This is a genomic window from Kribbella hippodromi (assembly GCF_039531045.1).
Taxonomy (GTDB): domain Bacteria; phylum Actinomycetota; class Actinomycetes; order Propionibacteriales; family Kribbellaceae; genus Kribbella; species Kribbella hippodromi.
On sequence record NZ_BAAAPH010000007.1, the window covers coordinates 18697 to 31530 of the forward strand.

The 12834-nt window shown below is 67.6% G+C and carries 16 protein-coding genes; 8 read left to right on the plus strand and 8 right to left on the minus strand.

Annotation, left to right across the window (positions count from 1 at the left end):
* Positions 1-10 precede the first annotated feature (10 nt).
* The 6 genes from ABD260_RS12405 to ABD260_RS12430 are packed head-to-tail and all read right to left on the minus strand — an operon-like array spanning position 11 to position 5484.
* Positions 11-964: an LLM class F420-dependent oxidoreductase gene (locus tag ABD260_RS12405; RefSeq protein ID WP_344233595.1), complete on the minus strand. Its 954-nt coding sequence runs from the start codon at positions 962-964 to the stop codon at positions 11-13.
* Entirely contained in the window at positions 964-1707 is a 744-nt protein-coding gene (locus ABD260_RS12410; protein ID WP_344233596.1) for an SDR family oxidoreductase, read from the minus strand. The genes ABD260_RS12405 and ABD260_RS12410 overlap by 1 nt, the downstream gene beginning before the upstream one ends.
* A 24-nt stretch (positions 1708-1731) precedes the next feature.
* A complete protein-coding gene (locus ABD260_RS12415) occupies positions 1732-2385 on the minus strand; it encodes a histidine phosphatase family protein (RefSeq protein ID WP_344233597.1) in 654 nt (217 codons plus the stop codon).
* A gap of 35 nt (positions 2386-2420) precedes the next feature.
* Positions 2421-3476, minus strand: a complete 1056-nt coding sequence (locus ABD260_RS12420; protein ID WP_344233598.1) for a phosphotransferase family protein — start codon at positions 3474-3476, stop codon at positions 2421-2423.
* A complete protein-coding gene (locus ABD260_RS12425) occupies positions 3476-4249 on the minus strand; it encodes an SDR family NAD(P)-dependent oxidoreductase (RefSeq protein ID WP_344233599.1) in 774 nt (257 codons plus the stop codon). The genes ABD260_RS12420 and ABD260_RS12425 overlap by 1 nt, the downstream gene beginning before the upstream one ends.
* Positions 4246-5484 (minus strand): acyl-CoA dehydrogenase family protein, encoded by a 1239-nt coding sequence (locus tag ABD260_RS12430; protein WP_344233600.1) that lies wholly within the window; start codon positions 5482-5484, stop codon positions 4246-4248. The genes ABD260_RS12425 and ABD260_RS12430 overlap by 4 nt, the downstream gene beginning before the upstream one ends.
* 55 nt (positions 5485-5539) lie before the next feature.
* Here ABD260_RS12430 and ABD260_RS12435 point away from each other — a divergent pair, with 55 nt between their 5' ends.
* From ABD260_RS12435 to ABD260_RS12445, 3 genes are all read left to right on the plus strand, one after another.
* Positions 5540-6127 (plus strand): TetR/AcrR family transcriptional regulator, encoded by a 588-nt coding sequence (locus ABD260_RS12435; RefSeq protein WP_344233601.1) that lies wholly within the window; start codon positions 5540-5542, stop codon positions 6125-6127.
* Positions 6128-6355: 228 nt separating this feature from the next.
* On the plus strand, positions 6356-6742 hold the full coding sequence (locus tag ABD260_RS12440; RefSeq protein WP_344233602.1) for a hypothetical protein: 387 nt from the start codon (positions 6356-6358) through the stop codon (positions 6740-6742).
* A 157-nt stretch (positions 6743-6899) separates the two neighbouring features.
* Complete coding sequence (locus tag ABD260_RS12445) at positions 6900-7316, plus strand: hypothetical protein (RefSeq protein WP_344233603.1); 417 nt, start codon at positions 6900-6902, stop codon at positions 7314-7316.
* On the opposite strand, the gene ABD260_RS12450 is transcribed toward ABD260_RS12445, so the two are convergent.
* Positions 7305-8759, minus strand: a complete 1455-nt coding sequence (locus ABD260_RS12450) for a M81 family metallopeptidase (protein WP_344233604.1) — start codon at positions 8757-8759, stop codon at positions 7305-7307. The genes ABD260_RS12445 and ABD260_RS12450 overlap by 12 nt on opposite strands.
* 132 nt (positions 8760-8891) lie before the next feature.
* Between ABD260_RS12450 and ABD260_RS12455 the strand changes: the two genes are divergently transcribed.
* The 4 genes from ABD260_RS12455 to ABD260_RS12470 are packed head-to-tail and all read left to right on the plus strand — an operon-like array spanning position 8892 to position 11433.
* Complete coding sequence (locus ABD260_RS12455; RefSeq protein WP_344233605.1) at positions 8892-9293, plus strand: hypothetical protein; 402 nt, start codon at positions 8892-8894, stop codon at positions 9291-9293.
* A gap of 14 nt (positions 9294-9307) precedes the next feature.
* Positions 9308-9715, plus strand: coding sequence for a YciI family protein (locus ABD260_RS12460; protein ID WP_344233606.1), 408 nt, complete (start codon positions 9308-9310; stop codon positions 9713-9715).
* Between the two features lie 24 nt (positions 9716-9739).
* Positions 9740-10972, plus strand: coding sequence for an RNA polymerase sigma factor (locus ABD260_RS12465; protein WP_344233607.1), 1233 nt, complete (start codon positions 9740-9742; stop codon positions 10970-10972).
* An 11-nt stretch (positions 10973-10983) separates the two neighbouring features.
* Entirely contained in the window at positions 10984-11433 is a 450-nt protein-coding gene (locus ABD260_RS12470) for a GNAT family N-acetyltransferase (RefSeq protein ID WP_344233608.1), read from the plus strand.
* Here ABD260_RS12470 and ABD260_RS12475 read toward each other — a convergent pair.
* A complete protein-coding gene (locus ABD260_RS12475) occupies positions 11430-12041 on the minus strand; it encodes a hypothetical protein (protein ID WP_344233610.1) in 612 nt (203 codons plus the stop codon). The two genes, ABD260_RS12470 and ABD260_RS12475, sit on opposite strands and share 4 nt — an antisense overlap.
* Positions 12042-12059: 18 nt before the next feature.
* Between ABD260_RS12475 and ABD260_RS12480 the strand changes: the two genes are divergently transcribed.
* Positions 12060-12827: an aminotransferase class IV gene (locus ABD260_RS12480; protein ID WP_344233611.1), complete on the plus strand. Its 768-nt coding sequence runs from the start codon at positions 12060-12062 to the stop codon at positions 12825-12827.
* Positions 12828-12834: the final 7 nt, after the last annotated feature.

Genomic DNA, 12834 nt, shown 5'->3' on the forward strand with positions numbered 1-12834 from the left:
GCCGCCGAGCCTAGGAGTGGTTGGGGGCGAGGGTGCGGGCGGTTTGGAGGAGGGGGGTTTGGGTGGGGAGGGTGGCGATGATGGGGGTGTCGAGGCCGTTTTCCAGGTAGCGGTTGATGTGGGATTGGCACTGGGTGGGGGTGCCGTGGACTATCAGGGCGTCGACGAGGTGATCGGGGATGGCGGCCATGGCGGCGTTGCGGTCGCCGGTGGACCAGGCGTCGCGCATGGGTTTCATCAGGTCGGCGCGGCCGAGCCAGTCGTGGAATGCGGCGTAGCCGGGGACGGTCAGGTAGGTGGCGATCAGGTAGCGGCCGATGTTGCGGGCCATTTCGGCGTCTTCGGTGGCGCAGACGAAGATGCGGGCGGCGAGTTCCTTCTCAGGACCCAGCTCGGCGCGGACCTGGCGTACGTCTTCCGCGGACAACCAGTTCGTAATCGCGCCATCGGCTTCCCGCGCCGCCAGCCGGAGCATCTGCGGACGGAGCGCGGCCAGCATGATCGCGGGCGGTACGTCCGGCGCCTTCTCCAACCGGAACCGATTGATCGTGAAGCTGTCGAACGACCCGTCCACCTTCTCGCCGGCGAGCGCGTGCCGCAGGAAGCGCAGTACGTCCCGCGTACGCGCCAGCGGTGGGTCGTACGCGATCCCGTTCCACCCGGTCACGATGGTTTCCGACGACGCGCCGATCCCGAGGACGAACCGCCCCGGCGCCAGGTCCGCGAGCGCCGCCGCGCTCATCGCGAGTGCGGCCGGACCGCGAGTGTGGACCGGTACGACAGCCGTGCCCAACCGCAGCCGATCGTCCCACTCGGACGCGAGCACCAGCGGCGTGAACGCGTCCGCGCCCGCGACCTCCGCGGACCACAGATCGGTGTACCCGAGCTCGGACAGCTCCGAAATCAGGTCCCGGTGGTCACGCAGCGGTACCCCGGTCAACGGTACGGTCAGCCCCCAGCGCATCAGATCATTCTCCTCAGCAACGGCAGCGGCGCGAACCGCATCAGCTGCGCGATCGGCGCCCACGGCCACCCGGGAACGTACGCCTTCGCCTTTTCCGCCTCGATCGCGGCGACGATCGCCCGCACCCCGGGCTCGGTGCCGACGATCAGCGGCGTGTTCGCGACCTTCTCGTTCATCTCGGAGTGGATGTAGCCGGGGTAGATCGTGCTCACCTTGATCGGCTTCCCGAGCAGTTCCATCCGGAGCCCTTCACCGAGCGCGGCGAGTCCGGCCTTGGTCGCCGCGTACGTGGTGACCGTCTTCGGCAGACCGCGCAGGCCGGAAATCGACGAGATCAGTACCAGATGGCCGGCGTTCCGCGCCCGGAAGAGCTCCATCGCGGCCTCGGCCTGCGCGAGCGATCCGACGAAGTTGGTCAGCGCGGTGTCCCGGTTGGCGTCGAAGCGTCCGGTACCGAGCGGGGCGCCCTTGCCGAGGCCGGCGTTCACCACGACCCGATCGAGCGGCAGTTCCGCGTCGATCGTCCGGAACACCTCGAAGACCTGCTCGTGGTCATTCACATCCAGTGTGTGGATAACCACCTTGGCCTGTGGATAACTTCGGCCAATCTCGTCCCTCAGCGCGTCCAAGCGGTCGGTACGGCGCGCGGTCAGCGCCAGGTCGTGGCCCTTCGCGGCGAACTGCCGGGCCATCTCCGCCCCGAGCCCGGAACTGGCGCCGGTGATCAGGATGTTCCGTCGCATCGGAGTCCTATCTGTGCGAGAGCGCTACCGGTACGAGAGCAGCTCGGTGCCGAGGTGTACGTGCTCGTTGTAGCTCACCACAGTCAGCCCCGCACGCCCGGACACGACTTTGGTGATCGCGGTATTGATGGTCACCGGGTTCAGCGTCGGCCACAGTCCGTCACCGCCGGACAGCAACCGGCTCACCACCGCCGCGATCGGACCGCCGGACGTGAACACCACGGCGGATTCACCTTTCCCAAGCCGTTCGGCCGTCCGCCGGACCGCGTCATGAGACCGTTCGCAGAACGACTCGAACGTCTCGCTGTACCCGTCCGCGCCCGCCATCCACCGTTCCGTCGCCGCACTGAACATCTGCTGGAACGCGCGCTGTGGATGACCGGTCCGGGCCAGATCGGCCACCATCACGGCATGGTTCCGGTACGCGGGTTTGTGCGCGACGATCACTTCCTGGTGATCGAACTCGTCGTACCCCTTGTCCACATCCGCGGTGAACCCGGCCAGCGTCGCGGTCTGCTGATGTCTGCGCATCGACCCGGAAACCACCAGCTCGGGCCGCACCTCCGCCAGCGTCTGCCCGAGCCGGGCCGCCTGCTGCTCACCCAGCGCGGACAGTTTGTCGTAGTCGCGCGCACCGAACGACGCCTGCGCATGCCGGACCAGGTAGATCGCAGCCATGCCAACTCCTTCCCCACCCCACCACCCCGGTCAGGTCACGCCTGCCGAATGATCTTGCGGCAGCGCCGCTCGAGTACGTTCACCGGCAGCCAGAAGTTCTTGAAGCGCGGGTTCCGGGTCTGCTTGTGGTGATAGCGGTAGTAGATCTGCTGCGCGATCACCGCCAGCCGGAACAACCCGAACACCTCGTAGAACGCCCAGTTCGCCGGCTCGAGTCCGGAGCGTTTCGTGTAGTACTGCACGATCTCGTCGCGCGTCAGCATGCCGGGTACGTCCGACGGCTGCAGTTTGAACCGGCGGAACGCCCAGTTGTCATCCGCCTGCACCCAGTACGCCAGTGCGCTGCCGAGGTCCATCAACGGATCGCCGAGGGTCGCGAGTTCCCAGTCGAGTACGCCGACCACGCGGAGCGGATCGTCCGGCGCGAGTACGACATTGTCGAGCCGGAAGTCGTTGTGGATAACGCAGGTCTTCACGTCCTTCGGCTGGTTGTCCACAAGCCAGGTGATGACCTTGTTGTAGCTCGGTACATTCCAGGTCTTTGCTTTGCGGTAGCGGTCGGACCAGCCGGTGAGTTGGCGGCCGACGTACCCGGCGCCGCGACCGAGGTCGGACAGGCCGGCCGCGGCGGGGTCGACGGCGTGCAACTCGGCGAGGGTGTCGATCAGGGTGAAACCGAGCTGGCGGGTTTGGGCCGCGGTCAGGTCGACGCCGAGCGCGCGGTGCCCGGGGATGGTGCCGGCGACCCGCTCCATCACATAGAACTCGGAGCCGATCACCTGTGCATCGTTGCAGTGAGCAACCATTTCGGGGACGTAGCGGAAGACCGGTTTGAGGCCGGCCTGGATGCGGTACTCGCGGCCCATGTCGTGCGCGCTCTTCGCCTTGGTCCCGCTGGGCGGGCGGCGCAGGATCAGTTCGCGATCGGGGTAGGCCAGCAGGTACGTCAGGTTCGACGCGCCGCTGGTGAACTGCCGGACCTCCGGCAGCCCCTCTGGCAATTCGGTCTGCGACCGCAACCAGATGTCCATCGCGGTCACGTCGAAAGCGTCCTCGGCCCGCACCGGCCGGGCGCCGTCTGCTGCTGCCACTACTGGTCCGTCCCCTCCACCCGTTCGGCACGGATGTGGGCGCGGGCCGCGATCTTGTACATCTGCCGGTTGTACAACGGGCGAGCGTAGCGCTTCGACAGCCACGCCACCCGGGCCGGCCGGTCGGGGATGATCAGGAACCGTTTCCGCGCGATCCCCGCCAGCACGGCGGCCGCGATCTCGTCGGCGGTCCGCGGCGACTTCTCGATCAGTTGCCGCGCGGCCGTCCCCATCGTGGTGTCCGCGCCGCGGATCGAGTCGGCGAGGTTCGTCCGGAAGAACGACGGACAGACCACGGACACGGTCACTCCGTACGGGCGCAACTCGTGTGACAACGTCTCCGAGAGCGCGACCACACCGGCCTTCACCGTGTTGTACGAGCTCATCATCGGCGGATGCACCAGACCGGCCGCGGACGCGGTGTTGACGATGTAGCCGGACCGCTGACGCTTGAACATCGGCGTGAACGCGCGGCAACCACGCACCACGCCCATCAAGTTGATGTCGACGACCCGATTCCACTCGTCCAGCGTCTCGACATCGATCCGGCCACCGGTCGCGATCCCGGCGTTGTTCACCAGGATGTCCAGACCGCCCCAGTTCTGCTCGCACCACTCGACCGCGGAAGTCCAGTCGTCGGCACTTCGTACGTCGAGCTTGCGGTCCGCTCCGGCAAGATCCGTGCCGAGCACTTGGTGGCCGTCGGCAACGAACTTGGCAACCAGCGCGGCGCCCAGTCCGCTGGCGGCACCCGTGACGAGTACGCGGCTCACTTGACCTCCTGCGCAGCCAGGTACGACGCCAGCTCGATCTTGGCGATCACGCCACGATGCACTTCGTCCGGACCGTCGGCCAGCCGCAACGCGCGAGCGCTCGTCCACGCGGCCGCGAGCGGGAAGTCGTCGGACAGGCCGCCACCGCCGTGCAACTGGATCGCCATGTCGATCACGTCCTGTGCCATCCGCGGCACCGCGACCTTGATCTGGCTGACCTCGCTCAACGCACCGGCCAGGCCTTGCGTGTCGAGCAGATAGGCGGTTTGCAGGACGAGCAACCGCGCTTGGTTGATCGCAATCCGCGCGTCCGCGATCCGCTCCCGGTTGCCGCCGAGGTTCACCAGCGGCTTGCCGAACGCGGTCCGGCTGGTACCACGCCGCAACGCGAGTTCAAGGGACTTTTCGGCTAGTCCGATCAGCCGCAAGCAGTGATGTACGCGTCCCGGACCGAGCCGCCCTTGGGCGATCTCGAACGCACGGCCCGGTCCGACCAGGATGTTCTCGACCGGCACCCGCACGTTGGTGAACGAGACCTCGCCGTGACCGTGCGGCTCGTCGTACCTGCTCATGGCCGGGAGGAGCCGAACGACCTTCACGCCCGGGGCATCGCGCGGTACGAGCACCATGGTGTGCCGTTCGTACCGATGTGCGCCGGGCTCGGTGAGGCCCATGAAGATCAGCAGCTCACAGTCCGGGTGGCCGACACCCGTACTCCACCACTTGCGCCCGTTCACGACCACTTCGTTGCCGTCGACAACAGCAGTCGCGGCCATGTTGGTGGCGTCGGAGGACGCGACGTCCGGCTCGGTCATGCAGAACGCGGACCGGATGGTGGCGTCGAGCAACGGTTCCAGCCAGCGCTTCTTCTGCTCGGCAGTGCCGTACCGGAGCAGGACCTCCATGTTGCCGGTGTCCGGCGCGTTGCAGTTGAACACGTACGGCGCGATGAACGACCGGCCGGTGAGCTCGGCGATCGGGGCATAGTCCAAGTTGGACAGGCCTTCGCCGTACTGCTCGTTGCCCGGCTCGGCCGGCGGGAGGAACAGGTTCCACAGGCCGGCGTCGCGGGCTCGCGCCTGCAGCTCCTTGATCAGCGGCTGCGGCTGCCACGGGTCGCCGGCACCCCGGATCGCGGTGTGCAACTCGGCTTCGACCGGCTCGATCTCGGTCCGCAGAAACTCGGCAACGCGGGCGATCAGGTCCTGAGCCCGGGCCGAAGGTTCGAACCCCATCAAGACTCCTCTCCTCACCTTGACCGTAGCCCATCTTCTAAGCAATGCTCAATAGATGGAGCACCGACTCTCGGCGGAGGACCGCAAGAAGCAGCTGGTCAAGATCGGCCTGATGATGCTGCGCACGAAACCGATCCACGAGCTGTCGATCGACGCGATCGCCGGCCAGGCCGGGATCTCCCGCGGGTTGCTGTTCCATTATTTTCCCAGCAAACGTGACTATTACGTCGCTGTCATCTCCGCTGCCGGGCGTCGTTTGCTGCGGGTCACGAAGGCTGACGAGTCACTTCCGCCCGAAGAGCAGCTGCGGGAGATGCTCGTGCAGTTCGTCGCGTTCATCGCGCGGCGGCGGCCGGCGTACATCTCGTTCGTCCGCGGCGCGGCCGGCGGTGACGACTACGCGGTCGAGGTGTACGACGAAACCCGTGCTGGGCTGACGAAGCGCATCCTCACTTACATCGGTATGCCGGAAGTAGCTGACGAACCGACGTCGCCGGAGTACCTGCGCATTCACGCGTGGCTGTCGTACACGGAAGATCTCGCCCTCGAATGGTCCGGCCTCCCGGAAAAGGACCGCCCGTACGACGCCAACCACCTGATCGACCACGCAATCGAAGCCCTCCACACACTCCGAAAGCTGTAGCCGCAAGTACCTCCGCGTACGCAAGCACCCCCGCGTGCTACGCAGGCACTCCTTCGTCGCACCAGCTACGCGCGCTCCCACCCACCCTCCGGCTCAGCGCCGGCCCATCCTCTCCGGCTACCGCCGGAGCTTGCGGGCTGCCGCCCGACCCACTAAGGGCTATCGCCACGCGCCACCCACCTACGTGGTCGAAACGCCCACATGCCGCGCAGCGTTCTATGCGATCCCGTGAAGTTCAAAGACCGGAGCCTCGCGACCGGCTACGCAGGAGCGATGTCCTTCGGCCTCACCAACGTCGCGATCCATGCGGCTGCGATCGAGATGGAACTTGGCAACCACGGTGTGGCGGTGGAGTTCGCCAAGCAAGTCCATCTGCCCGGAGGCTATCCGCCTGACCGGATCGGTCACCACCACATCGACACAGCGCGCGCCCAGCTCTTGATTGGCGACAATGACGGGGCGATGACCTCGCTGCTGAAGGCTCGTCAGATCGCACCACAGAAGACTAGGTACCACCCCAGCGTTCGCGAGACCGTTGCGAGCCTTGTCCACGCCAGCCGGCACGTTCCAGACAGCCTCATCGGCTATGCGAACTGGGTCAGCATCCAACTCTGAACCGTCGCCGAAGTCGATCTCAGGAGATCTCGCGTTGAGTAGTCGAGCCTTGTTTGTCGTTGTGTGTGGTGCCCCGCTTGCCTCTCGGTTGAGTGATGGGGTTCGCGTTGTTCGTGAGTGGGGGTGGACTCCGTACGTCATTCCCACTGACGCCGCGATGCCATGGCTGGTCGAGCAGGACCTTGGCGACGTACCTGTGATCGTCGGCAACCGCAAGCCTCATGAGCCGAGGCGCACTCCTGCGGCCGATGCGGTGGTTGTGGTACCGGCGACCTTTCACACCCTCAACGCCTGGGCTACTGGCAATGCGTACTCGTACCCGCTGACCACGCTCTGCGCGGCCCTCGGCGCCGGCACACCGACTGTCGCTGTGCCGTATGTCAGCCGGGAACTCACCGGCCACCCGGCGTGGGCCTCGTCGCTCGCCGTGCTTGGGCGAGCCGGGGTGCGAGTCCTCGATCCCGGGAGCGGCTCGGTGGCTTCGGTCGAGCCGCTCCAACCTGGGACCGGGTCGCACGTGGTCGTCGGGTTTCGGTGGGAGTGGGTTTTGAAGCAGCTCGAGCTACGGGAGTAGTTCTGGCTGCAGGGTCGGGGTGGGCATGGTGGGGTCGAAGGGGTATAGCGGGCGGAGGACGCTGTGGTGGCCGAGGCGGAGGAGGTCTTGGTCTACGCCGCCGGGGGTCAGGGCGAGTAGCCAGTCGGCGGCGAGGTTGTAGAGCTCGGGTTCCAGGTAGCCGATCTTTACGATCACCAGGTCTGTGGTTGCGGGGTCCAGGCCGAGGAGGGTGAAGTCGGCCAGGTGATGGTACGGCTTGCGGCGGCTGGTGAGGATCGAGTGCAGACCGCCGGCTTTGACTACTGCGACGGTGCCGCCGACCGGGTCCTCGGAGAGCGAGAAGACGGTGCCGGAGAGGGCGACCGGGCCGGCGGGGCCGGAGTCGACCTTGCCGCCGGCGCTGACGTGGACCTCGTTGCCGACGCCGGCCGCGACACAGGCAGCGACCGCGTCGGGGTCGGTGATGCTGGCGTGGATCGCGGTGGCCTTGCCCGAGGTGAGCTCCTCGACGGTGAGCAGCTGGCCGAGCGTCCAGGACGTGTCGCCGGCGCCGCCCGCGGTCGGGTTGTCGCCGGAGTCGCTGATCAAGAACGGGCGCGCACTGCTCGCGAGACCGGCCTTGACACACTCGGCCAACGTCCCGGTCGGCGCGACGAACTCGAAGTTGTCGCGGGCGTCCCAGTACGCCTGCGCCAGCTCGGCCGCCCGCGTGGTGATGAGCTCGTGGTCGTCGCCGGTCACGACGACGGCTGCTCGGCAGCGCGGTTCGTCGGCCCAGGCGTACCCGACCCACACGGCGGCATCCAGTACGCCGGCCTCCTCCGCGATCTCAGCCACCCGGCGGTAGATCGACTTCGCCGGCTCCAGCCGGGTCGACGTCTTTTCGCCGGGCAGCAGCACCGGGACCTGAACCCAGGCCTTGCCGGGCTTGCCCTTGCCGGAGCGGACGCGCTCGACCAGGTTGCGGAGGGCACGTTCGCGGCTTTCCATCGCGTCCTCGTGCGGCGCCATCCGGTAACAGGTGATCAGGTCGACCGCCGTACCGAGCTCGCGGGACACGTTGCCGTGCAGGTCCATCGACGCCGACACCAGTACGTCCGGACCGAGTACGGACCGGATGCGGGTCGCGAGGTCGGCCTCCGCGTCCTGCCGGCCGACCACGCTCATCGCGCCGTGGATGTCGAAGAAGAACCCGTCCAGCGGACCGGCCGCTTCGAGGCGGGTGATGATCTCGGCGGACAGGTCGTCGTACACCTCCGGCAACACCGCGCCGCCGGGCAGCGAGCGCGCGTGCACCAGCGGAACCCACTCGATCCCCTGCGCCCAGTCCTTGCCGAGGAACTCGTAGCGCTCCATCAGGCGGTCCCCGCGGCGGACGTCGAAATCCGCCAGCCCGGCCCGGTGCGGCGAGAACGTACTGGACTCGATGGCGATCCCGGCAATGCCGATCCGAAGGTTCATGCCCAAAACTTGCCACAACCTGGCCGTTTCACGCACTACTTCGCAAGAAATTCTGGACAAAGCCGAGCTGTCGAAGACCGCCGGACAGCTTCGAGGTAGCAGCACAGAACACGAAACGAGAGAGGCAAGAACATGAACGAACTGCAGCAGCTCGGCCGCCTGGTCGGCACCTGGAGCGTTACCGGCGGCGCGAGCGGCACGACCACCTTCGAGTGGCTGGACGGCGGCCACTTCCTGGTCCAGCGCGGAACCCTCGTCCACGAGGGTCACGAGGTACGGATGACCGAAATGATCGGGTACGAGCACCCGTTCGGCGGCGAGCGCGGCACCGAGGTGAAGTCACGCGTGTACGACGCCGACGGCAACACCCTCGACTACGTGTACGAACTGGACGGCGACGAACTCACCATCTGGGGCGGCTCCAAGGGCTCACCGGCCTACTTCAAGGGCAGCTTCAGCGACGGCGGCAACCGGCTCGCCGGAGACTGGGTGTGGCCCGGCGGCGGCTACCAGGCGACGATGGTTCGGGTGTAGAGGAGGATCGATCGATGAAGTACCTGCTGCTGGCGTACGGCGACCAGTCGAACTGGGACACCGTGGATGTGAACAGCCCCGAATTCATCGCGACGTGCAAGTTCTACGAGGACCTGGCCGCCGAACTGACCGCGACCGGCGAGCTGCTCGGTACCGAAGGGCTCGCGCATCCGGCGCTCAGCCGGACGGTACGGCGCGGTGACGGCGGACCGGTCGCGAGCGAGGGGCCGTTCGCCGAGTCGAAGGAGGTACTGGCGAGCTTCGCGATCATCGATTGCGACAGTCACGACCGGGCGATGGCGATCGCGGGCCGGATCGTCGCCGCGGTCGGCGACACCGTCGAGGTCCGGCCGATCATGGCCGGCCCCGACGAACTCCGCCCGGACGATCTTCACCGGGGCGATCTTCGCCCGGGCAGCTGAGCCGGCGGACGCCTTGAGCTGAGGATGGAAGAGCTGTGGCGCGGGCTCGCCCCGCAGGTGCTCGGCGCGCTGGTCCGCCGCTACGGGCACTTCGAGACCTGTGAGGACGCGGTCCAGGAGGCTCTGCTGGTCGCGGCGCGGCAGTGGCCGGAGCAGGGCGTGCCGGACGAACCGCGGACCTGGCTGATCCGGGTCGCCTCGCGTCGGCTGATCGATCTGCTCCGCAACGAGGAATCACGCCGGCGCCGCGAGGACATCGTCCGTACGCCCGAGGTGTCGCCGGCGGCGGTCAGCGGTACGGACGAGTCGTTGACCGTGCTGTTCCTTTGCTGTCATCCGGATCTTCCGGTCACGGCACAACTCCCGTTGACGCTGCGCGCGGTCGGCGGGCTCACCACGAGTGAGATCGCCGCCGCGCTGCTGACGCCGGACGCGACGATCGGGCAGCGGATCAGCCGGGCCAAGCAGAAGCTGCGCGGCAAGCCGTTCCGGCCGCCGGAGGATCCTGCGGACCGGCTGACCGCGGTGCTCCAGGTGCTGTACCTGATCTTCAACGAGGGCTACACGCGTACGGCGGGTGCCGGGCTTGGCCGGATCGAGCTGGCGCGGGAGGCCATCCGCTTGGCCCGGATGCTCCGCGACCAACTGCCCGCTGACGGCGAGGTGGCGGGGCTGCTCGCCCTGATGCTGCTGACCGACGCCCGCCGGGAGGCGCGTACGACGGCTGACGGCCGGCTCGTACCGCTCGACGAGCAGGACCGAACCAGGTGGGACCAGGCGGCGATCACCGAAGGCACCGAGCTGATCACCTGGGCGATGCGTACGACGCCGCTCGGCCCGTACCAGCTGCAGGCCGCGATCGCCGCCGTCCATGGCGAAGCACGCACGGCGGACGAAACGGACTGGCGGCAGATTCTTGCCCTGTACAACCTTCTGGAACCGTTGCTGACCGGCCCGGTCGTCCGCCTCAACCGCGCCGTCGCCACCGCGATGGTGCACGGTCCCGACGCCGGCCTCGCTCTCCTCGGCACCTTGGCCGGCGACGACCGGGTGCGCTGCGGCCACCGCTACCATGCGGTCCGCGCCCACCTCCTGGACCTCCGAGGTGACCACCGCGAAGCAGCCGAGACCTACCTGACCGCCGCCAAACTGACCACCAACACAGCCGAACAGCGCTACCTCCGCACCCGCGCGAATCTCGCCGCTCCTGCAGACGCGAGAGGACGCGGAAACACCGGTGTCACGCCGGCTTGCTAGCGTCCGCGGGCATGGTGATCGACGGAGTGGAAGTACGGTCGGTGCCGGCCGCGGACGCGGATGTACTGGCGCTGGCCGCCGCGCAACAGGCTGAACTGGCGGCGCTCTACGGCGAGGACCAGCCACTGGTCGCCCTGCATGACGAGATCAGGTTCATCGTGCTGACGCTCGACGGCATCGCGACCGGTTGTGTCGGACTCCAGCCGGTCGCGCCCGGGGTGGGTGAGATCAAGCGGATGTACGTCGTACCGGCCGCGCGTGGGCGGGGTCTGTCGCGCGTGCTGCTCGATGCGGTCGAGGCAGCGGCTCGGGCGGACGGGTTGACGCGGTTACGGCTGGAGACGGGGACCAAGCAGGTCGAGGCGATCGCGCTCTACACACATCACGGGTACGAGCCGATCCCGGCGTACCCGCCGTTCGAGCACGAGCCGGCGTCGGTCTGTTTCGCGAAGGATCTTTAGAGGTTCAGGACCAGGTCGTCGCCGTCGGGGTGGAAGCCGAGGTTGCTGAGGTAGCGGGCGGAGTCGCGCATGCGGGGCGGGGCCAGGACTTGGCGGAAGCCGTGCTGGGTGAACACCTCGCTGCGGCGGTAGACGAACTCGCCGGGGGTGAAGTCGCGGTACTTCGGCACCACGTAGTCGAGGTCGATCTGTGCGCGCCCGGTGCCCGCGTCGTGGGCGAGGACCACGCCGACTGTGCGGTCGCCGTGCTGAACCAGGAACGCGTACGGGCTGGTGCCGGCAGTGAAGCCGGGGTTGAAGCGGGTGATGTCCTTGCGGTGCCGGTCCAGGATGTAGCCGAGGTACGCGTCCGCCTCGCCGACCTGGAGTACCTGGTACTCGGTCTCGTCGTGCCGGTGCCGGAGCAGCCGCCACAGGTGTACGACGTTGATGATCGCCAGGACCGCGTTCATCCCCACCATCGGCCAGACCCCGACGACCGCATTGAACGCGACCAGGATGACGCAGCCGACCAGGTTCAGGATGCGCAGCCGCAGGATGCGGGTCTGCAGCAACGACAGCACGACCAGCGCCGAACCGCCCCACCCGATGATGCTCCACACGTCCACGGCGCGAGACTAGTGGGTGTGAGCGAGTTCTTGCTGCTGGACGGCACACCGTTGCGGACCGTGGACCCGGCGTTGCTCAAAGCAACGAGCTTCGGCCACTTCAGTTCGCTGCAGGTCCGGGACGGCCGGGTTGACGGATTGGATCTGCACTACGACCGGCTCGACAAGAGCACGCGCGACGTCTTTCGTACGCCGCTCCCGGCCGACCGCGTCCGCACCGAGCTCCGCGCGGCCCTCGAACACGCCGGCGCCGGCGACCTCAGCCTCCGCGTCCAGGTCTTCGCCGACACCGAAGTGCACCTGCTGACCCGCGTCGGCCCGCCGATCGCGCCAGGCACCGAACCGCTCCGCCTGCTCGCCGTCGAACATGAACGCGCCGTGCCTCACCTCAAGCACAGCGGTACGTTCGACCTGATCTACTACGGCCGCCAGGCACAGCACGCCGGGTACGACGACGCGCTCTTCCACAGCACGGCCGGTGAGATCTCCGAAGCGTCGATCTGGAACATCTGCTTCGCCCGCGGCGCACGGATCGTCTTCCCGAGCGCGCCGGTGCTTCCGGGCATCCGTCAGCAGCTGCTGCAACGCGGCCTGGAGTCATTCGACGTCGAACGAGTCACGGACGTTTCCGCGTACGACGCGGCGTACCTGACCAACTCGATCGATCCCGCCCTACCGGTGGCATCCATCACCGTCGGCGCCAAGACCATCACCTACGGCAAGCACCCGGAGTCGGCCGAGCGCATCGCCGCCGCGTACGCCACCGAGTCCGCGCAACCGATCTAGCGCAGGG

Excerpts from the sequence above, each read along its gene's own strand:
- ABD260_RS12465 (WP_344233607.1), top strand. The coding sequence starts at position 9,740 with ATGGAAGAGCTGTGGCGCGGGCTCGCCCCGCAGGTGCTCGGCGCGCTG.
- ABD260_RS12410 (WP_344233596.1), bottom strand. The coding sequence starts at position 1,707 with ATGCGACGGAACATCCTGATCACCGGCGCCAGTTCCGGGCTCGGGGCG.
- ABD260_RS12415 (WP_344233597.1), bottom strand. The coding sequence starts at position 2,385 with ATGGCTGCGATCTACCTGGTCCGGCATGCGCAGGCGTCGTTCGGTGCG.
- ABD260_RS12405 (WP_344233595.1), bottom strand. The coding sequence starts at position 964 with ATGCGCTGGGGGCTGACCGTACCGTTGACCGGGGTACCGCTGCGTGAC.
- ABD260_RS12445 (WP_344233603.1), top strand. The coding sequence starts at position 6,900 with ATGCCATGGCTGGTCGAGCAGGACCTTGGCGACGTACCTGTGATCGTC.
- ABD260_RS12460 (WP_344233606.1), top strand. The coding sequence starts at position 9,308 with ATGAAGTACCTGCTGCTGGCGTACGGCGACCAGTCGAACTGGGACACC.
- ABD260_RS12455 (WP_344233605.1), top strand. The coding sequence starts at position 8,892 with ATGAACGAACTGCAGCAGCTCGGCCGCCTGGTCGGCACCTGGAGCGTT.
- ABD260_RS12435 (WP_344233601.1), top strand. The coding sequence starts at position 5,540 with ATGGAGCACCGACTCTCGGCGGAGGACCGCAAGAAGCAGCTGGTCAAG.
- ABD260_RS12470 (WP_344233608.1), top strand. The coding sequence starts at position 10,984 with ATGGTGATCGACGGAGTGGAAGTACGGTCGGTGCCGGCCGCGGACGCG.
- ABD260_RS12450 (WP_344233604.1), bottom strand. The coding sequence starts at position 8,759 with ATGAACCTTCGGATCGGCATTGCCGGGATCGCCATCGAGTCCAGTACG.
- ABD260_RS12430 (WP_344233600.1), bottom strand. The coding sequence starts at position 5,484 with ATGGGGTTCGAACCTTCGGCCCGGGCTCAGGACCTGATCGCCCGCGTT.